The organism is Pseudomonas tructae, from assembly GCF_004214895.1.
Lineage (GTDB): Bacteria > Pseudomonadota > Gammaproteobacteria > Pseudomonadales > Pseudomonadaceae > Aquipseudomonas > Aquipseudomonas tructae.
Genome location: NZ_CP035952.1, coordinates 1,325,044 through 1,344,841, shown reverse-complemented (window position 1 = coordinate 1,344,841; position 19,798 = coordinate 1,325,044). Strand labels below are relative to the sequence as shown.

General features: G+C 61.9%; 18 protein-coding genes. 2 read left to right on the top strand and 16 right to left on the bottom strand.

Going from position 1 to position 19,798, the window contains the following annotated elements; translation table 11 throughout:
- The first annotated feature begins 67 nt into the window (after window positions 1-67).
- Entirely contained in the window at window positions 68-2,353 is a 2,286-nt protein-coding gene (locus EXN22_RS06140) for a TonB-dependent receptor (protein WP_130263219.1), read from the top strand.
- 105 nt (window positions 2,354-2,458) lie between these two features.
- Window positions 2,459-5,014, top strand: a complete 2,556-nt coding sequence (locus tag EXN22_RS06135) for a PepSY domain-containing protein (protein ID WP_130263218.1) — start codon at window positions 2,459-2,461, stop codon at window positions 5,012-5,014.
- 54 nt (window positions 5,015-5,068) lie between these two features.
- On the opposite strand, the gene EXN22_RS06130 is transcribed toward EXN22_RS06135, so the two are convergent.
- The 16 genes from EXN22_RS06130 to iscA form a co-directional block, all read right to left on the bottom strand.
- A complete protein-coding gene (locus EXN22_RS06130; protein WP_130263217.1) occupies window positions 5,069-5,860 on the bottom strand; it encodes an amidohydrolase in 792 nt (263 codons plus the stop codon).
- Window positions 5,848-6,996 (bottom strand): pyridoxal phosphate-dependent aminotransferase, encoded by a 1,149-nt coding sequence (locus EXN22_RS06125; RefSeq protein ID WP_130263216.1) that lies wholly within the window; start codon window positions 6,994-6,996, stop codon window positions 5,848-5,850. The genes EXN22_RS06130 and EXN22_RS06125 overlap by 13 nt, the downstream gene beginning before the upstream one ends.
- A 144-nt stretch (window positions 6,997-7,140) precedes the next feature.
- Window positions 7,141-8,604: a ribosome biogenesis GTPase Der gene (gene der, locus EXN22_RS06120; protein WP_130263215.1), complete on the bottom strand. Its 1,464-nt coding sequence runs from the start codon at window positions 8,602-8,604 to the stop codon at window positions 7,141-7,143.
- Between the two features lie 116 nt (window positions 8,605-8,720).
- Entirely contained in the window at window positions 8,721-9,872 is a 1,152-nt protein-coding gene (bamB, locus tag EXN22_RS06115) for an outer membrane protein assembly factor BamB (RefSeq protein WP_130263214.1), read from the bottom strand.
- Window positions 9,865-10,473 carry a tetratricopeptide repeat protein gene (locus EXN22_RS06110; RefSeq protein WP_177414058.1) on the bottom strand — a complete coding sequence of 203 codons (609 nt, stop codon included), beginning with the start codon at window positions 10,471-10,473 and terminating at the stop codon, window positions 9,865-9,867. The genes bamB and EXN22_RS06110 overlap by 8 nt, the downstream gene beginning before the upstream one ends.
- A gap of 72 nt (window positions 10,474-10,545) precedes the next feature.
- The gene (gene hisS, locus EXN22_RS06105; RefSeq protein WP_130263212.1) at window positions 10,546-11,835 is read right to left on the bottom strand and encodes a histidine--tRNA ligase; all 1,290 of its coding nucleotides are present in this window, start codon (window positions 11,833-11,835) and stop codon (window positions 10,546-10,548) included.
- 28 nt (window positions 11,836-11,863) lie between these two features.
- Window positions 11,864-12,973 carry a flavodoxin-dependent (E)-4-hydroxy-3-methylbut-2-enyl-diphosphate synthase gene (gene ispG / locus EXN22_RS06100; protein WP_130263211.1) on the bottom strand — a complete coding sequence of 370 codons (1,110 nt, stop codon included), beginning with the start codon at window positions 12,971-12,973 and terminating at the stop codon, window positions 11,864-11,866.
- 3 nt (window positions 12,974-12,976) lie between these two features.
- Complete coding sequence (locus tag EXN22_RS06095) at window positions 12,977-14,011, bottom strand: RodZ domain-containing protein (protein ID WP_130263210.1); 1,035 nt, start codon at window positions 14,009-14,011, stop codon at window positions 12,977-12,979.
- The gene (gene pilW, locus EXN22_RS06090; RefSeq protein WP_130263209.1) at window positions 14,011-14,769 is read right to left on the bottom strand and encodes a type IV pilus biogenesis/stability protein PilW; all 759 of its coding nucleotides are present in this window, start codon (window positions 14,767-14,769) and stop codon (window positions 14,011-14,013) included. Before pilW ends, EXN22_RS06095 begins: the two co-directional genes overlap by 1 nt.
- Before the next feature lie 14 nt (window positions 14,770-14,783).
- Window positions 14,784-15,929, bottom strand: a complete 1,146-nt coding sequence (gene rlmN / locus EXN22_RS06085; protein WP_130263208.1) for a 23S rRNA (adenine(2503)-C(2))-methyltransferase RlmN — start codon at window positions 15,927-15,929, stop codon at window positions 14,784-14,786.
- 28 nt (window positions 15,930-15,957) lie between these two features.
- Window positions 15,958-16,383 carry a nucleoside-diphosphate kinase gene (gene ndk, locus EXN22_RS06080; RefSeq protein WP_007964426.1) on the bottom strand — a complete coding sequence of 142 codons (426 nt, stop codon included), beginning with the start codon at window positions 16,381-16,383 and terminating at the stop codon, window positions 15,958-15,960.
- A gap of 91 nt (window positions 16,384-16,474) precedes the next feature.
- Window positions 16,475-16,675 (bottom strand): Fe-S cluster assembly protein IscX, encoded by a 201-nt coding sequence (iscX, locus tag EXN22_RS06075; RefSeq protein WP_116549434.1) that lies wholly within the window; start codon window positions 16,673-16,675, stop codon window positions 16,475-16,477.
- Window positions 16,676-16,689: 14 nt separating this feature from the next.
- The gene (gene fdx, locus EXN22_RS06070) at window positions 16,690-17,031 is read right to left on the bottom strand and encodes an ISC system 2Fe-2S type ferredoxin (protein ID WP_130263207.1); all 342 of its coding nucleotides are present in this window, start codon (window positions 17,029-17,031) and stop codon (window positions 16,690-16,692) included.
- Window positions 17,032-17,034: 3 nt separating this feature from the next.
- A complete protein-coding gene (hscA, locus tag EXN22_RS06065) occupies window positions 17,035-18,897 on the bottom strand; it encodes a Fe-S protein assembly chaperone HscA (protein WP_130263206.1) in 1,863 nt (620 codons plus the stop codon).
- Between the two features lie 42 nt (window positions 18,898-18,939).
- Window positions 18,940-19,461, bottom strand: a complete 522-nt coding sequence (hscB, locus tag EXN22_RS06060) for a co-chaperone HscB (protein WP_130263205.1) — start codon at window positions 19,459-19,461, stop codon at window positions 18,940-18,942.
- 8 nt (window positions 19,462-19,469) lie between these two features.
- Window positions 19,470-19,793, bottom strand: coding sequence for an iron-sulfur cluster assembly protein IscA (iscA, locus tag EXN22_RS06055; protein WP_045196204.1), 324 nt, complete (start codon window positions 19,791-19,793; stop codon window positions 19,470-19,472).
- Window positions 19,794-19,798: the final 5 nt, after the last annotated feature.

Sequence of the window (19,798 nt, the reverse complement as noted above, 5' to 3'; positions counted from 1 at the left end):
CTCAATTGTTACCAATATTTGTTTACATTATATTTCGCGGCCTAAAAACCTGGGGAAGGGGACCACCATGCCGCGACACTATGTGCCAACCGCTGTCAGTTCACCACGCTTGCTCACTTGCGCCATTGGTGTAGCGCTCAGCGCTACCGGCCACGCGGCTTTTGCCGCCGATGCTGAACCTGTCAAAAATGGCGCAATTGCCCTGGACGCGACCAGCGTTACCGGCCAGGCAGAAACTGCCAGCACCGACTACAAGGTCGAGCGTGCCTCTTCGCAGAAATACACCGCACCGCTGCTCGATACGCCGCGCACCGTGACAGTGGTCCCTCAGCAAGTCATCAAGGACACCAACGCCCTCAACCTGCAGGACGCCCTGCGTACCGTGCCCGGGATCACCATGGGCGCCGGTGAAGGTGGCAACCCGTCCGGCGATCGTCCGTTCATTCGCGGTTTCGACTCGCAGAGCTCGATGTACCTGGATGGCGTGCGCGACACCGGCTCGCAAACCCGCGAGATCTTCGCCATCGAATCGGTCGAAGTCGCCAAGGGCCCGAACTCGGCCATCGGCGGTCGTGGTGCGGCAGGCGGCACCATCAACCTGGTCAGCAAGCGCGCGCACCTGGGCAACTCGACCGACGGTGCCTTCACCTGGGGCTCGGACCAGACCAAGCGCTACACCTTCGATGGCAATTACCAGTTCCTCGACACCGCCGCCTTCCGTCTCAACCTGATGAGCCACGAGAGCAATGTGGCCGGGCGCAACGAAGTCAACTACGACCGTTGGGGGGTGGCACCGTCGCTGGTCTTCGGCCTGGGTACCCAGACCCGCCTGAGCCTGGACTACTACCACATGGAGAGTGATGACCTGCCTGATTCGGGAATTCCCTATAGCCTCAGGTCCGGCAGCTCCGCCAACCGTACTTCGGCCAACCCGGACAAACCCACCGACGGCGGCGACAGCGACAACTACTATGGTCTTGTGGGCCGCGACTTCTACAAAAGCCGCGCCGACATCAGCACCATCGCCCTTGAGCACGACCTGAGCGATTCGCTGACCATCAAGAACACCCTGCGCCACGGCAATACTCTGCAGGACTACATCTTCAGCCAACCCGATGACAGCAAGGGCAACATCCTCAAGGATGAAGTCTGGCGTCGTCCGAACAACCGTGTCTCCAACACCAGCACCACCACCAACCAGACCGATCTGTTCGGCGAGGTTTACATCGGTGGTTTCAAGAACAGCTTCTCGACCGGTATCGAGTTGAGCCGTGAAGCCTCGGTCAAGACCGGTTACGACGTCACCGGCTTCAGCTCCGGCAACTGCAGCAGCGCAACCGGGCAGATATCCGGTGTCTGCACCTCGTTCACCGATCCAAACCCCAACGAAGCCTGGAATGGCACCGTCAGCCGCACCCTGGCCGGTGCCGACACCACCAGCAACACCCGCGCCATCTACCTGACCGACACTCTGGAACTGGACCCGGCCTGGTTGCTGACCATGGGCCTGCGTTATGACCACTTCGACACCAAGGCCAAGACCAAAGTGGCCAGCGGTGCGACCAGCTTCAAGACTGAAGACACCAGTGAGTTCGTCACCGGCCAGCTGGGCCTGACCTGGAAACCGGCCGAAAACGGCAGTGTGTACATTTCCTACGCGACGTCAGCGACGCCAGCAGGCGCCTCGCTCGGCGAAGGCAGCGACGGCAACCCACTGCTGACGGCCACCACCAAGAGCGACCTGAAACCGGAAGAAACCACCAACTACGAAATCGGCACCAAGTGGAACCTGCTGGACGAGCGCCTGGCGCTCACCGCAGCGATCTTCCGTACCGAGAAAGAGAATGCCCGGGTTCTGGTCAGCACCAATACCTACGAGAACGTTGGCACGAGCCGCGTTGATGGCCTGGAACTGACCGCCACTGGCAAACTGACCAACGACTGGCAAGTCTTTGCCGGTTACACCTACATGGATGCCAAGTTGATCGATGGTGGCAAACAGAACGTTGGCGGCGTGTTTGTCGACAGCCCGAACAACGACAACCAGATGCCCAACACGCCAAACAACAGCCTGACCCTGTGGACCACCTACAACGTCACGCCGAAACTGACCGTCGGTGGCGGTGCCTTCTACGTCGATGACGTGTTCGGCAACGTCAACAACACCGTGATGGTCGACTCCTACTGGCGTTACGACGCAATGGCCAGCTACAAACTGACCAAGAACGTCGACCTGCAACTCAACGTGCAGAACCTCACCAACGAGGTGTACTACGACAAGGCCTACGCGGCCCACTACGCCAATCAGGCCGCCGGGCGCACTGCCCTGCTGACCACCAGCTTCCACTTCTGACAGACGCTGACTGGCAAGCCCCGTTCATTTAGGTGAACGGGGCTTTTGTGTATCAAGGCATAATGTGCGTCGCATTCGCATTTGCGACACGACAAGGTGGTTGATGTGGTGAAGAAATCCCTGTTTCAACTGCACTGGTTCTTCGGTATCACCGCAGGTCTGGTGCTGGCCCTGATGGGAATTACCGGCGCTGCCTGGTCGTTCCAGGACGAGCTGTTGCAGCTGTGCAACCCTGACGTGCTCAAAGTCGAGGTGCGCCAGGAAGGTGTACTGCCGATGCCCGAGCTGGTTCGGCGTATAGAGGCAGAACAGGGCGACAAGATCGCCATGCTCTGGATCCAGGCCGACCAGGACAAAGCGGCGCGGGTGTTCTTCACCCCTGCCCCGGGCGAACGCCGGGGCCTGATGCGTTATGCCGACCCCTACACCGGCAAGTTGCAGGGTGAGGTCGGTGGCCAGGCGTTCTTCGACCTGATGCTCCAGTTGCACCGCTTCCTGGCCATGGGTGACACCGGCCGGCAGATCACCGGCGCCTGTACCTTGATGCTGATTTTCTTCTGCCTGTCCGGGCTGTACTTGCGCTGGCCGCGCAAAGCACTGAACTGGCGGGTCTGGCTGACCCTGGAGTGGGCGAAAAAGGGGCGTGCCTTCAACTGGGACCTGCACGCCGTAGCCGGCACCTGGTGCCTGTTGTTCTATCTGTTGTTCGCCCTCACCGGCCTGTTCTGGTCCTACGAATGGTACCGCGAAGGCCTGAACAAACTGCTGGGCGATGCCCCTGCCGCGGGCGAGCAGCACAAGCGCGGCGAAGCTCGCGGCGGGCGCCCTGGCGGCGCCCCGGGCAAGGACAGCAAACCCCTGGTGGTCGATTACGACGCTGTCTGGACCAACCTGAAAGCGGCCGCAGGCCCCGGGATGACCAGTTACAACTTGCGCCTGCCGCCAGCGGGCGGGCAACCGGCGATGATCTTCTACCTGCTTGAAGGCGCCGAACACGAACGCGCCCTCAACAGCCTGAGCCTCGACCCGGCCAGTGGCCAGGTGAAAAAGCACGAGCGCTATGCCGACAAGTCGTTCAAGGCGCAGCTGCTGGCCAGCGTCTATGCCCTGCACGTGGGCAGCTACTTCGGCCTGACCGGGCGCATCCTGGTGACCATCGCCAGCCTGAGCATGCCGTTGTTCTTCGTCACCGGCTGGCTGCTCTACCTCGATCGTCGGCGCAAGAAACGCCAGGTCCGTGCCGCACGCGGCAACCTTGCGCCAACAAACGGGCAAAGTGACAGCTGGCTGGTTGGTTTTGCCAGCCAGAGTGGCTTTGCCGAGCAACTGGCCTGGCAGAGTGCCGGACAATTGCAGGCAGCAGGTTTGCCGGTGCAGGTACGGCCTTTGACCGAACTCACCGAACACGACCTGAAACAGGCGCAAAAGGCCCTGTTCGTGGTCAGTACCTTCGGCGATGGCGAAGCGCCCGACAGCGCTCGCGGATTCGAACGCAAGGTGCTTGGCCAGCCCTGGGCCCTGGGTAACCTGAGCTATGCCCTGCTCGCCCTGGGTGATCGCCAGTACCCGGACTTTTGCGGCTTCGCCCGCCGCCTGCAGGCCTGGCTTGGCGAACGCGGGGCGACCAGCGCCTTCGCTCCGGTTGAAGTCGACAGCGCCGACCCAGCCGCCCTGCAACACTGGCAACAGCAGTTGGCACAGTTGACCGGGAGCGCGCCGCCAGCGGCCTGGCAAGCTCCCGAGTTCGGCAACTGGCGCTTGCTCAGTCGCACATTGATGAACCCTGGCAGTCAGGGTTCGGCGGTCTACCTGCTCGGCCTCAAGCCTGAACAACCAGCGCAATGGCAGGCCGGCGACCTGGTGGAGATCCTGCCGCGCAACAGCACCGCAAGCCTTGAGCTATTCCTCAAAGGGCTGGGCCTTGATGGCGAAGCACCGGTACAGGTCGACGGCCTGCGCGAGAGCCTGCTGCAAGCCCTGGCCAGCCGGCAACTGCCCAAGAGCCGCGAACATCTGGTCGGGCTGCACGCCCAGGCCCTGGTCGATGCACTGATCCCGTTGGCAGCGCGGGAATACTCGATTGCCTCGATCGCCAGCGATGGCGTGCTGGAACTGATCGTCCGTCAGGAACGCCACAGCGATGGCAGCGTGGGGCTTTGTTCCGGCTGGCTGACCGAGCACCTGGCTGTGGATAACAGCGTCAGCCTGCGCCTGCGTCGCAACAATGGTTTCCACCTGCCGGCAGCGGCAACGCCGATGATCCTGATCGGCAACGGCACTGGCCTTGCCGGGCTACGAAGCCTGCTCAAGGCGCGCATCGTAGCCGGCGAGCAGCGCAACTGGTTGCTGTTCGGCGAGCGCAACCAGGCCTATGACTTCCTCTGCGCGCTGGAGCTGCAAGGCTGGCAACACAGTGGTGACCTGGCGCGGCTGGACCTGGCCTTCTCTCGCGACCAGAGCCACAAGGTCTATGTCCAGGACCGTCTACGCGAACAGGCGCCAGAGTTGCGGCGCTGGCTGGATCAGGGCGCGTCGATCTACATTTGCGGCAGTTTGCAGGGCATGGCCAGCGGCGTGGATGAGGTGCTCAACGAGGTGCTCGGGGTAGCCGAGGTTGAAAGGCTGATTGAGCTTGGGCGCTATCGGCGGGATGTGTACTGATTCGCGGGGCAAGCCCGCTCCTACCGTAGGAGCGGGCTTGCCCCGCGATCGGGCTCAATGCAGATCGAAGGTATCAGCATCCAGATTGGCCGGAAACCGCGTACGGTAGGCCGCAAGGTCCGCCGCACTGAGCACCACGGTGAATACCCCGTCCGCCTCCCCTGCACCGAGCAGGCTCTCACCCTGGAAGTCCAGCACCTGGCTGTCGCCAGTATAGGCAAAGCCCTTGCCGTCAGTACCCACACGGTTGACTGCCGCCACATAACACAGGTTTTCGATACCCCGCGCCGGCAGCAGGCGATTCCAGTGCTGACGCCGGGCCGCGGGCCAGTTGGCGGTGTACAGCAACAAATCGGTGTCCTGAGCGTCGCGGCTCCACACCGGAAAACGCAGGTCGTAGCAAATCAATGGTCGTACCCGCCAGCCCTTGAGCTCGAACTGCACCTGACGCTCACCCGGGGTGTAGTGCTTGTGTTCACCGGCCATGCGAAACAGGTGGCGTTTGTCGTAGAACAGAATCTCGCCATCAGGCCGGGCCCACAGCAGGCGGTTGCGGTGGCTGCCATCAGCGGCCTGGATAATCACGCTGCCGGTGACCACGGCATCGAGCTTCTTGGCCTGGCTCTTGAGCCACTTGTAGGTCGGGCCATTCTCAGGCTCGGCCAGGCTTTCGGAGTCCATGGAAAAGCCGGTGGTGAACATTTCCGGAAGGACAATCAGGTCAGCGCCACGGGCCTGCTCCAGTAGCGTTTCGAAATGTTCGTAGTTGGCCAGGCGATCCTGCCAGGCCAGGGTAGTCTGAACCAGAGCCACTTTCAGATTGGGCAGAGCACTCAGATCGCGCATAACTTCTCCGCTGCCTGACGCAGCGTCTCCTCGCGTTTGGCAAAGCACAGGCGCACCAGGCGCTGCTCGGGGATGGGTTGCTGGTAGAACACCGACACCGGGATGGTCGCCACGCCGTGCTCACGGGTCAGCCACAGCGCCATGTCGACATCGTTCAAGTCCGGGCGAATCTGCGAGTAATCCACCAACTGAAAGTAAGTACCCGGTGTGGGCTTGAACTGAAAACGAGATGACGCCAGCAGCTCGCAAAAAAGGTCACGTTTGGTTTGATAGAACGCTGGCAGCTCTTCAACGTGCTCAGGGTGTGCGGCCATGAAGTCGGCCAGCGCCCATTGCAGCGGCGTCACCCCGCAAAAGTTGACGTACTGGTGGACCTTGCGCAATTCAGCGCTAAGGGCCGGCGGCGCCACCACATAGCCCGTTTTCCAACCGGTGACGTGGTAGGTCTTGCCGAACGAGCTGACCACGAAAGCACGCTGATACAGCGCTTCATGGGCCAGCACGCTGGCATGCTGGACACCGTCGAACACCAGGTGCTCGTAGACTTCGTCGCTGATCAGATAGATATCACGCTCGGCAATCAGTAACGCCAGCTTGTCCAGGTCATCACGGCTGATCAGCGCGCCGCTGGGGTTATGTGGCGAATTGATGATGATCATCCGCGTGCGCGGGCTCAAGGCATCCGTGAGCTTCTGCCAGTCGATGGCAAACGCGCCATCAGTCAGTTGCACATGCACGCAACGTCCGCCGGCCAGTTCCACCGAGGGCTCATAGCTGTCATAGCTGGGGTCGAAAACGATGACCTCATCGCCCACACGAATCACCGCCTGGATGGCACAGAAGATCGCTTCGGTGGCGCCGGGGGTGATGGTGATTTCGTTGTCGGCATCGACACTGACGCCATAGCTGCGGGCGATCTTGCCGGCCACTTGCTCGCGCAATGCCGGTAGGCCGGTCATGGGGCTGTACTGGTTGTGCCCGGCACTGACATGCCGGCCAACCGCATCGAGCAATGCTTGCGGGCCGTTGAAATCGGGGAACCCCTGGGACAGGTTCAAGGCGCCGGTTTGCGCGGCGAGCTGGGACATGGTGGTAAAGATGGTCGTGCCGACATTCGGCAACTTGCTGCTGATCATGGAACCCTCTTTCCTGGGCGGTCAGAGGTCGAGCATAGCGGATTGATTGGGCAGGAAAAAGGTTGTAACGGTCGCAGGCCAATCGCGGGGCAAGCCCGCTCCTACAGAACGCTCTGTGGGAGCGGGCTTGCCCCGCGATGATTTTTAGCGCTTGTCTTTACGCTTTTTCTCGGCCTTCTTGTGGTGCGACATCAAGCGACGCTTCTTGTTGACCTGGCGGTCGGTCAGCGTGTTCTTGTTGCCTTCGTACGGGTTTTCGCTGCCTTTGTACTCGATGCGAATCGGCGTACCGACCAGCTTGAGCACCCGGCGGTAGGTGTTTTCCAGATAGCGCGAGTAAGACTTGGGCACCTTCTCGACCTGGTTGCCGTGGATCACGATGATCGGCGGGTTGGCGCCACCCAGGTGGGCATAGCGCAGCTTGATCCGACGGCCGTTGACCAACGGTGGCTGGTGCTCGCTGACTGCGTCCTCGAGGATCTGGGTCAGGCGGCTGGTCGGCCAGCGGGTGACCGCCGACTTGAACGAGTTCTGCACCGACTGGTACAGGTTGCCCACGCCAGTGCCGTGCAGCGCCGAGATGAAGTGGATGTCGGCGAAGTCGACGAAGAACAGCCGGCGCTCCAGCTCGGTCTTCACATAGTCGCGCTCACCGGGCTGCATGCCGTCCCACTTGTTCAGGGCGATGACGATGGCGCGGCCCGCTTCCAGGGCAAAGCCCAGCAGGTTCAGGTCATGGTCGACCACGCCTTCACGGGCGTCCATGACGAAGATCACCACGTTGGCGTCCTTGATCGCCTGCAGGGTCTTGACCACGGAGAACTTCTCGACTTCTTCGTGGATCTTGCCGCGCTTGCGCACCCCGGCCGTGTCGATCAGGGTGTACTTCTCTTCGTTACGCTCGAAGGGAATGTAGATACTGTCGCGGGTAGTGCCAGGCTGGTCATAGACGATGACCCGGTCTTCACCGAGCATGCGGTTGACCAGGGTCGACTTGCCGACGTTCGGCCGGCCGATGATGGCGATCTTGATCCCGTCTTTTTCGCTCGGGCCAGGAATGCGTACCGCTTCCTCGCCTTCGGCGACGTCGGTGTCGATTTCTTCGTCGGCATTGTCCCGCGGGAAGTCGCTGAGCACGGCTTCCAGCAGGTTGTTGACGCCACGGCCTTGAGCGCCGGCCACGCCAATGGCGTTGCCCATACCCAACGGCGAGAACTCGGCGATCGCGGTGTTCGGATCGATATTGTCGATCTTGTTCGCCACCAGAACCGAGCGTTTGTTGCGCTTGCGCAGGTGCTCGGAAATCATCTGGTCAGCGGCGGTCAGGCCAGCACGGGCATCGACCAGGAACAGCACCACATCGGCTTCTTCGATGGCCATCAGCGACTGCTCGGCCATCTTCTCGTCCATGCCGTGCTCGTCACCGGAAATACCGCCGGTGTCGACCAGGATGTACGAACGACCTTGCCAGCTTGCTTCACCGTACTGGCGGTCTCGGGTCAGCCCGGACAGGTCGCCGACGATGGCGTCGCGGGTCCTGGTCAGGCGGTTGAACATGGTGGATTTACCGACGTTCGGTCGGCCCACCAGGGCGATTACGGGAACCATTCGGCTCTCCACTGCATAAATTCAAAAAATACAAAGGCCGCTGCATAGCAGCGGCCGGAGTTCGAGCGGCACCCGAAGTGCCGCAGCCCGAGGCCGGCATGGCCTCAAGCATAGCCTCAGCGGATGGTCAGCGCCTCGAGCTTGCCGCTGTTGCCGTACACATAGATGGTGTCACCCACCACCAGTGGACGGGCGCGCAGGCCATCGCTGTCGATACGCTCACGACCGACGAAACGACCATCGACCTGGCTGAGCAGGTGCAAGTAACCTTCCAGGTCACCCACCGCGACGTAGCTGGAGAACACTTCCGGCGCCGACAGTTGGCGGCGTGCCAGCGAGTCATTGCTCCACAGGGCGCTGGAGGAACGCTCGTCGATACCTTCGACGGTGCCCGAAGCCAGGCTCACGTAGACGTTACCGAAGCCCTGGGCCACACCGGCGTAGCTGGAAGCATCACGCTGCCACAACATCCGGCCGCTTTCCAGATCAAGGCCTGCAACACGGCCCTGGTAGCTGGAGACGTACAGGGTACCGCCGGACAGCAGCAGGCCGCCGTCGATGTCCACAACCCGGTCAAGCTCCGAGCGACCTTGCGGGATGGCCACACGCTGCTCCCAGACCGGCGCGCCGTTCTGGGTGTCGAGGGCAACCACTTTACCCGTCGACAGACCAGCAACGGCCAGGCGGTTGGTCACGATCGGGGCGCCAGTACCGCGCAGGGTCAGTACTGCCGGGGTGCTTTCGTAGATCCAGCGACGGTCGCCGGTGCTGGCATCCAGACCGATCACGCGGTCGTCCTGAGTCTGTACCACCACCACGTCACCGTTGGTAGCCGGCGGCGCCAGCACTTCACTGGTAACGCGCGAGCGCCAGCGTTCTTCACCGGTGCTGGCATCCAGGGCAATCACTTCGCCCTTGAGGGTACCGAGCATGACCAGGCCGTAGCCCACGCCAACGGCGCCGGAAACTGGCAACTCCAGGTCCTTCTTCCAGACCACGTCGCCGTTGCTGCGATCCAGCGCCATGACCACGCCGGTCACATCGGCCGCGTAGATACGCTCGTTTTCGATCGCCGGCACCAGCATGTTGAAGGTTTCGCCCTGACCGTCACCGATCGAGCGGCTCCACTGCTTCTTGAGGACCACCTCTTCGGTGAACTTGGTGAGTTCGGCCGGCGGCAATTCCTTTTTGCTGTTGCTGCTGCAACCCACGGCCAGAAGGGCCAGGGTCAGCACTGCTGCATGTTTCCAACCGATCACGTCACGCATCCCCTTTGGCCAGGTCGTCGAGCTTGAGTTGCAGGCCACCGATCGCGGCGTCATCAGACAGCGCAGCCTTGGCTTTTTCGTAAGCGGCATGAGCATCGCCAGCACGGCCCAGCTGTACCAGCAGGTCGCCTTTGAGCTCTTCACGGCTGGCCAGGAATGCCTTGTCGGCATCGCCGTCGAGCAGTTTCAGTGCATCTTCGACCTTCTGTTGCGCAGCCAGGACACGGGCCAGGCGCTGCCGGGCGATTTCACCCAGGGTGACGTCGGCCGGCTTGTCCATCACCGACTTGAGCTCGGCGGCGGCGTCATCGAGCTTGCCGCTGTCGACCGCGACCTTGGCCACGAACAGACTGGCGTACTGGGCATAGGCCGAGCCGCCGAATTCGTTCTTGAGCTTGCCAGACAGCTCCGCAACCTTGGCCTTGTCAGGCTCGCCGCTTGGCGTCAGGGTAGTCTCCAGCAGGGCCTGGTAGAGGTTCGAGGCGCCTTGCGACTGGTTGGTCTGGTATTTCTGCCAGGCTTGCCAGCCGAACACCACGACCAGCGCCAGCAGGCCACCGGTTACCAGCGGCTTGCCATTGCGGTCCCACCAGTCCTTCATCGCGACCAGTTGTTCATCATCGGTACTCGACACCCCAATACTCCTTTTCACCAAATCGGCTGTTGACTCGCCTCACGCCTGCGCGAACGAGGCTTCCAGGTGCTCTGCCAGAGCATCCCAGGCAATGTTTTGTTGTTCGCCCTGACCGCGCAGGGGTTTGAAACCTACCACTTGTTGCGCCAGTTCGTCGTCCCCCAGGATCAAGGCGAACAGCGCGTTGCTCTTGTCGGCTTTCTTGAACTGGCTCTTGAAGCTGCCAGCACCGGCATTGACCTGCAGGCGCAGGTTTGGCAGACGGTCACGCAGGCGCTCGCTCATGGCCAGGCCGGCCAGCTCGGCCTGCTCGCCGAAGGCGCACAGATAGACGTCGACCTGACGGTTGATCGACTCAGGCACCTGCTCGAGGGTTTCCAGCAGCAGGATCAAACGCTCGATACCCATGGCGAAACCAACGCCCGGGGTCGGCTTGCCGCCCATCTGCTCGACCAGGCCGTCGTAGCGCCCGCCGGCACAGACGGTGCCCTGGGAACCAAGCTTGTCAGTGACCCACTCGAACACGGTTTTGCTGTAGTAGTCCAGGCCGCGCACCAGCTTGGTATTGATCACGAACGGAATGCCGGCGACATCCAGACGTGCCTTGAGGCCTTCGAAGTGTACGCGGGACTCTTCGTCCAGGTAGTCTTCGAGCTTCGGCGCATCGACCAGCACGGCCTGGGTGTTGGCGTCCTTGCTGTCGAGGATGCGCAGCGGATTGCTTTTCAGGCGGCGCTGGCTGTCTTCGTCCAGTTGTTCCAGGCGCGCCGAGAGGAACTCGACCAGCGCATCACGGTAACGGGCACGGGCTTCGCTGGTGCCCAGGCTGTTGAGTTCGAGCTTGACCGCGTCGCGGATGCCCAGCAGGCCCCAAAGACGCCAGGTGAGCATGATCAGCTCGGCGTCGATGTCAGGACCGTCGAGGTTGAAGACTTCGACACCGATCTGGTTGAACTGGCGATAACGGCCTTTCTGTGGGCGCTCGTGGCGGAACATCTGGCCGATGTACCAGAGCTTCTGTACCTGGCCACTGCCGGTGATGCCGTGCTCGAGCACTGCGCGCACGCAGGCCGCGGTGCCTTCCGGACGCAGGGTCAGGGAGTCGCCGTTACGGTCATCGAAGGTGTACATCTCTTTTTCGACGATGTCAGTGACTTCACCAATCGAGCGCTTGAACAGCTCGGTGAACTCGACGATCGGCGTGCGAATCTGGCGATAGCCATAGGTGTCCAGCAGGCCTGCGACCGTGCTCTCGAAATAACGCCACAGCGGTGTTTGCTCCGGCAGGATGTCGTTCATGCCACGAATGGCTTGCAGCGATTTGCTCACGGAAAATCCCTTAACAATTCTGTGTCAGTCAGCCACGGGCGATCAGCGCCGCGTCGGCTTCGGCTTTTTCAGCCGCTTTCTGGCGGATGAGCCTTTCCAGCTCATCGACCAGGTTGTCATTGGTCAGCTTCTGCGCAGGCTTGCCGTCGATGTAGATCAGGTTCGGCGTGCCACCGGTGAGCCCGACATGGGCTTCCTTGGCCTCGCCCGGACCGTTGACCACACAACCGATCACCGCGACGTCCAGCGGCACCAGCAGGTCTTCCAGACGCCCTTCCAGCTCGTTCATGGTCTTGACCACATCGAAGTTCTGCCGCGAGCAGCTCGGGCAGGCGATGAAGTTGATGCCACGCGAACGCAGGTGCAGGGACTTGAGGATGTCGTAACCGACCTTGACCTCTTCGACCGGGTCGGCTGCCAGCGAAATGCGAATAGTATCGCCAATCCCGTCAGCAAGCAGCATACCGAGGCCGACCGCGGATTTCACCGTGCCCGAGCGTAGGCCACCAGCTTCGGTGATGCCCAGGTGCAACGGCTGGATGATCTGTTTGGCCAGCAGGCGGTAGGCTTCGACGGCCATGAACACGTCAGAGGCCTTGACGCTCACCTTGAAGTCCTGAAAATCCAGGCGGTCGAGGTGCTCGACGTGACGCATGGCCGACTCGACCAGGGCCGCCGGAGTTGGTTCGCCGTACTTCTTCTGCAGGTCCTTTTCCAGGGAACCGGCGTTGACGCCGATACGGATCGGGATACCGCGGTCGCGGGCGGCATCGACCACCGCACGCACACGGTCTTCGCGACCGATGTTGCCCGGGTTGATGCGCAGGCAGTCCACCCCAAGCTCGGCCACACGCAAGGCAATGCGATAGTCGAAGTGGATGTCGGCGACCAGCGGCACGCTGACCTGCTGCTTGATCTTGCCGAAGGCTTCGGCAGCGTCCATGTCCGGTACCGAGACGCGCACGATATCCACGCCGGCATCGATCAGGCGGTTGATCTGCGCCACGGTCGCGGCCACGTCATTGGTGTCGGTGTTGGTCATGCTCTGGACCGCGATGGGAGCATCGCCGCCAACAGGTACATTACCTACCCAGATTTTCCGGGATTCGCGACGTTTGATCGGTGATTCGCCGTGCATGACTTATTGTCCCAACTTCAGGCGAGCAGTCTCGCCACTGGTGAACGGCGCAACGTCGACTGGCTGGCCGTTGTAGCTGACCTGCACGCCACGGGCAAAGCCCAGGCGTACCGCGAACGGCGGCTTGCCGGTCAGGTCCAGGCTGTCGCCCTTGCGCTTGATAGCACTGAATAGCACCTTGCCATTGCCATCGGTAACCGACGTCCAGCAATCGGCATTGAATTGCATGTGCAACTGGCCGCTGCCGGCCGGCGCTGGGGCGGCAACAGCAGGTGCTGCTGGCGTGACAGCCACCACGTTGCTGACCACTGGCGCTGCCGGGGCAGGCGCAGGTACAACTGGGGCGACCGGAGTTACGGGTGCCATTGGGGTCGCCGGAGCACTGGCCAGCGGGGCAACGGGCACGACAGCCGGGCTGGCCGGGGCCTGCTCAGGTGCTGCAGTTGCCACGGATTCGGCGGGTGCCGGAGCGGGTTCGAGGTTCAGGGTGGTGCTTTGCGGTTGCTGCCCTGCGCTCACCGCCTGGTCTTCAGGCTCGTCCAGCGGGTGAATCTGAGTGGTGCCGTCGGCGCTTTCGACCTCGACATGCTCAAGGGCCATGGTGGTCAGGTCCTTGCCACGCAGGCTGGTCTGGTCCTGCCACCAGAAGAAGCCACCGCCGATCACCACCACCAGCAGCACCAGGCTGACAATGCGCAGAATATTGTGGGACAGGCGTACCGGCTCTTCGATACGCCCCAGGGCATGTACATCGCTGCCCTGGGCATGGGTACCGGTGCACTGGTCGAAGGCCTGCACCAGGGGCGCCTGATCCATGTCCAGCAGCTTGGCGTAGGCACGGATGTAACCACGGGCAAAGGTATGCCCCGGCAGCTTGTCGAAGGCGCCGGTTTCAAGATTGTTCAGGGAACTCACGGTGAGGTTGAGCTTGCGGGCCACTTCGGCCTGGGACAAGTCCCTGCTTTCGCGGGCCTGACGCAGGATTTCACCGGGATTTTCGCGAGTCGCTGCTGCTGCTTCGGGATGCGCCGCTTTCATCATTGCTCCGACAGGTATTGCTGATATTCCGGCGTACCGGGATAAAGTCGTTGTAATTGCAGGCCCAGTTCACTGGCCTTGTTCCGTTCTTCGAAGACACTGGCCAGGCGACTGCCCAGCAGCAGGCTGCGGGCACTGGGGTCGCTCAGCTGGCTGAAACGATCGTAGTAGTCACGTGCCGGCACATAATGCCTGTCTTCATAAGACAACTCAGCCATTTCCAGCAACGCGCGCGGCTGCTGGCGGTTGAGCCGCAAAGCTTTTACCAGGTATTCCTGCGCTTCGGCGCGCTGGCCTTGCCTGAGCGCAGTCAGGCCAAGGTTCTCGAACACCCGGGAGCGTTCAGGATACAGGGTATCGGCCGCCGCTTGGGCAAACATCTGCTGCGCCTGGGCGTATTGCCCACGAGCATAAAGGAAACTGCCGTAATTGTTGCGAATTCGGGTGTCGCCCGGACGGCTGGCCAAGGCCTTGCGAAAATGCGCCTGAGCCAGTTCCGGCTCATCTTCGGCCTGAAACACCAAAGCCAGGGCGGCATGGGCTGCGGCATCCTGGCTATCGAGGTCGAGGGCTTTTTTCAGCGGCGCCTTGGCCTGCTCGGTCAAACCTTGTTGCAAATATCCCAGACCCAATTGCACATAGGCCTGCCGCGCCTGCTCACGCCCTTCACGACTGCCCAACGCGTCCGAACTCCCGCCGGACACGCAACCTGCAAGCAGGGCGAGCGCCAGGATCGACAGCGCGAAGCGCAGGGTCATGGAGGTCCTCTCTATCAGTTGCGCGCAGCGCTTTCTTGCCCATCACCGTCGGCGTTCAGCTGACGCACGGCGATGTAGCGTTCACTGCGACGAGTGCGGTCCATTACCTGGCCGACCAGTTGGCCGCAGGCGGCATCGATGTCTTCACCACGGGTGGTGCGCACGGTAACGTTGTAGCCGGCGTGATGCAGGTGATCCTGGAAGCGGCGAATGGCATTGTTGCTCGGCCGCTCATAACCCGAATGCGGGAACGGGTTGAACGGGATCAGGTTGATCTTGCACGGCACGTTCTTGAGCAACTCGGCCATTTCCACAGCGTGCTCGAGCTTGTCGTTGACGTCCTTGAGCAGGGTGTACTCGATGGTCAGCACGCGCTTTTCGCCCAACTGCGCCATGTAGTTCATGCACGCCGCGAGCAGCACCTTGAGCGGGTACTTCTTGTTCAGCGGCACCAGCTCGTTGCGCAGCGCATCGTTCGGCGCGTGCAGCGACAGGGCCAGGGACACGTCGATGTGCTTGGCCAGCTCTTCGATCATCGGGACCACGCCGGAGGTGGACAGGGTCACCCGGCGCTTGGAAATGCCGTAGCCGAGGTCGTCCATCATCAGGTGCATGGCGGCGACCACGTTGTCGAAGTTCAGCAGCGGCTCACCCATGCCCATCATCACCACGTTGGTGATGGCACGGTCGATGGTGGCTGGAACGCTACCGAACGACTTGTTGGCAATCCACACCTGGCCGATCACTTCGGCGGCGGTGAGGTTGCTATTGAATCCTTGCTTGCCGGTGGAGCAGAAACTGCAGTCCAGGGCGCAACCGGCCTGGGACGAGACACACAGGGTGCCACGCTTGCCCTGGGGGATGTACACGGTCTCGACGCAGCTGCCGGACGCCACGCGCACCACCCATTTACGGGTACCGTCGCTGGAGATGTCCTCGCTGACCACTTCGGGGCCGCGAATCTCGGCAACAGCCTTGAGCTTTTCGCGCAAGGCCTTGCCGACATTCGTCATGGCGTCGAAATCATCGACGCCAAAGTGGTGAATCCATTTCATTACCTGACCGGCACGGAAACGCTTCTCCCCGATAGAGTCGAAGAATTTTTCCATTTCCGGTTGGGTTAGCCCCAACAGGTTAGTTTTACCAGTCGATGTCGTCATGGATTCACCCTCACTCGTAAGCTTTCGCTTAGCGAGTGGTTACCTCGGTAGCTGCGAAGAAGTACGAGATTTCGCGAGCAGCAGCGGCTTCGGAGTCCGAACCGTGAACGGCGTTGGCGTCGATCGACTCGGCGAAGTCAGCGCGGATGGTACCGGCAGCAGCTTCTTTAGGGTTGGTAGCGCCCATCAGCTCACGGTTCAGAGCGATAGCGTTTTCGCCTTCCAGAACCTGAACAACGACAGGACCGGAAATCATGAAGGCAACCAGGTCGCCGAAGAAACCGCGCTCTTTGTGCTCGGCGTAGAAGCCTTCGGCTTCGGCTTTGGACAGTTGCTTGAGTTTCGAGGCAACGACGCGCAGGCCGGCTTTTTCGAAACGGGTGGTGATCTCGCCGATCACGTTTTTAGCAACGGCGTCAGGCTTGATGATCGAGAAAGTACGTTGAACAGCCATGGTGAAACTCCAGAAACGTTGAGTGAAGCGAAAAATTAAACCCGCGAATTATACGCGGGTTCCGGGGGATTGCCTAACCTGCCGAGCGCGCTCAGTCGGCTTCTTCGATCCAGGCCGCCTGGATGGCTTCGAGAACCTTCTCGCCGCCACGGGACGGATCGTCACTAAATTCCGGCAATGCCAGCACCCACTGGTGCAGATCGACGAAGTTCACATAACGAGGATCGACTTCCGGCTTGCTTTCGGCAAGCTGGATTGCAATTTCAAGTACATCAACCCATTTCAGACTCATGATGGCCTCCTGAATCAGTGCGGCGCTTCGGCGGCGTGGTTGAGCGAGTACTTGGGTATCTCGATGGTCAGGTCTTGCTCACCAACGATCACCTGGCACGCCAGGCGCGACTGGCGCTCCAGGCCCCAGGCCTTGTCGAGCATGTCTTCTTCGAGCTCGTCGGCTTCTTCCAGCGAATCGAAGCCCTCACGCACGATGCAGTGGCAGGTGGTGCAGGCACACACGCCGCCACAGGCGCTTTCCATCTCGATGTGGTGCTCGTGGGCCAGTTCCAGGATGTTGGTCCCTGGCGCCACCTCCACCACCAGCCCGTCCGGGCAGAATGTTTCGTGGGGCAGAAAAATCACCTGCGGCATCAGTTATTCCTCGATCTCATTCAGGTTGCGCCCGGCCAAAGCGGCTTTTACCGTCGAATCAAGGCGACGGGCGGCAAAGGCATCGGTCACCTGCGACAGACGCTTGGTCTGCTGCTCGATGGCCGCGCCATCGGTGCCGTTGATCAAATCACGCAAGTCTTGCATCTGTTGCTCGATCGCCAGACGCTCTTCGGCGTCCAGCAGGCGCTCGCCATCGGCGTCCAGCGCGCCCTGCACCGCTTCGAGCAGGCGCTCGGCGTCCACCTGGTGCTCGCGCAGCTGGCGCGCCACCTTGTCGAAACCGGCATGTTCGAAGGAGTCCTTGAGCATGCGCGCGATTTCGCCGTCGGTCAGGCCGTAGGATGGCTTGACCTGGATGCTCGATTCGACGCCCGAGCCCAGCTCGCGCGCCGAAACGCTGAGCAGGCCGTCAGCATCGACCTGGAAGGTCACGCGGATTTTTGCAGCACCGGCAACCATCGCCGGAATGCCACGCAACTCGAAACGCGCCAGGGAGCGACAGTCACTGATCAGTTCACGCTCACCCTGCAGCACGTGAATCATCATGGCCGACTGGCCATCTTTGTAGGTGGTGAACTCCTGGGCACGGGCAACCGGGATGGTGGTGTTGCGCGGAATCACCTTCTCCATCAGCCCGCCCATGGTTTCCAGACCCAGGGACAGCGGAATCACGTCAAGCAGCAGCAGTTCGCCACCATCGCGGCGGTTGCCGGCCAGGGTGTCGGCCTGGATGGCGGCGCCGATGGCAACCACCTGATCCGGGTCGATTTCGGTCAGTGGCGTGCGGCCAAACAGCGCGCCAACAGCTTCGCGCACACGCGGCACGCGGGTCGAACCACCGACCATGACCACTGCGGCGACCTCATCGAGCTCGACGCTACTGTCACGCACCGCGCGACGGCAGGCCTTGAGGCTGCGGGCGACCATCGGCTCGATCAGGGCGTCGAAGGCACTGCGGGTCAGCTCGGCCTGCCAGTTGCCATGGGCAACGGTTACCGAATCGGCGTCGGTCAGGGCTTCCTTGGCCGCGCAGGCGGTTTGCAGCAACTGCCGCTGGGCACCTGGATCGAGGTCCGAGGACAAGCCGGCCTGTTCGACGATCCAGCTGGCAATGGCATGGTCGAAGTCGTCGCCACCCAGGGCGCTGTCACCACCAGTGGCCAGCACTTCAAAGACACCGCCGGTCAGGCGCAGGATCGAGATATCGAAGGTACCGCCACCCAGGTCATAGATGGCCACCAGGCCTTCGGCATTCTGGTCCAGGCCGTAGGCCACGGCCGCAGCAGTCGGCTCGTTGAGCAGACGCAATACATTCAGCCCGGCCAGACGCGCGGCGTCCTTGGTGGCCTGGCGCTGGGCGTCGTCGAAATAAGCCGGCACGGTAATCACCGCACCGACCAGCTCGCCACCCAGGGTTTCTTCGGCACGCTGACGCAGCACCTTGAGGATATCGGCCGAGACTTCCACCGGGCTTTTCGGGCCCTGGACCGTGTCGATGAACGGCATGTGCGACTCGCCGCCGACAAAGCGGTAAGGCAGTTGCTCACCCAGTTGCTTGACGTCCGCCAGGCCACGGCCCATCAGGCGCTTGACCGACAGTACGGTGTTGAGCGGGTCGCCGGAGGCGGCTTCACGGGCGATCTGGCCGACGTCGATGTGGTCGGCGTGATAACGCACGGCGGACGGCAGGATGACCTGGCCCTGGGCATCGGGCAGGGGCTCGCTGCGGCCGCTGCGCAACGCGGCAACCAGGGAATTGGTGGTACCAAGGTCAATACCCACCGCCAGGCGACGCTGGTGCGGCTGAGGGCTCTGACCGGGTTCGGCGATCTGCAGTAGGGCCATGCTTATCTGAATACCAAAGGCGCCGCCAGAAGCAGCGTCGGGTTAATCGTCGAGGCGCTCTTCCAGCTGGCGCACTTCGTAGGCGAGCTTGTCGAGAAACTGCATGCGGCGCATCAGGCGCTCGGCCTGTTCACGCTGCGCAGGATCATCCCAGCAGGCGGCGAAGTCCTCGTTGAGTGCTTCCTGGGCTGCCTTCAAGCGGCGCTTGAACACGGCCACGCCATCGAGGTCGGCACTGTCCTGGAGGTCTTCGAGCTCTTCGCGCAGTTGCATCTGCTGCAAAAGGAACTCGGGATCATGGACGGTGACTTCCTGCGGCACTTCATGGCCGCCGATCGCCAGCAGGTAGCGGGCACGCCGGGGCGCGCTCTTGAGCGTCTGGTAGGCCTCGTTCAGCGCAGCCGAACGCTCCAGCGCAATGCGCTGCTCACGTTCGGAAGCATCGGCGAAGCCATCCGGGTGGACCTCGCGGGCCAGCTCGCGATAGCGAACAGCCAGCTTGTCGAGGTCCAGGCGGAAGCCAGGTTGCAGGTCAAACAGGGCGAAATGACAAGGAGTACCCACGCGCAGCCTCAGACGTTGAAGCTTTCGCCGCAGCCACACTCACCGCGCACGTTGGGGTTGTTGAACTTGAAGCCTTCGTTCAACCCTTCCTTGACGAAATCAAGCTCGGTACCGTCGAGGTACGTCAGGCTTTTCGGATCGATGATCACCTTCTCGCCATGGCTTTCGAAGACCTGGTCATCGGAAGTTACTTCATCGACGAACTCCAGCACATAGGCCAGGCCCGAGCAGCCAGTGGTGCGCACGCCAAGGCGAATACCTTCACCCTTGCCACGTCCATCGAGGGAGCGCCGCACATGCTTGGCGGCGGCTTCTGTCATGCTGATAGCCATCGAGA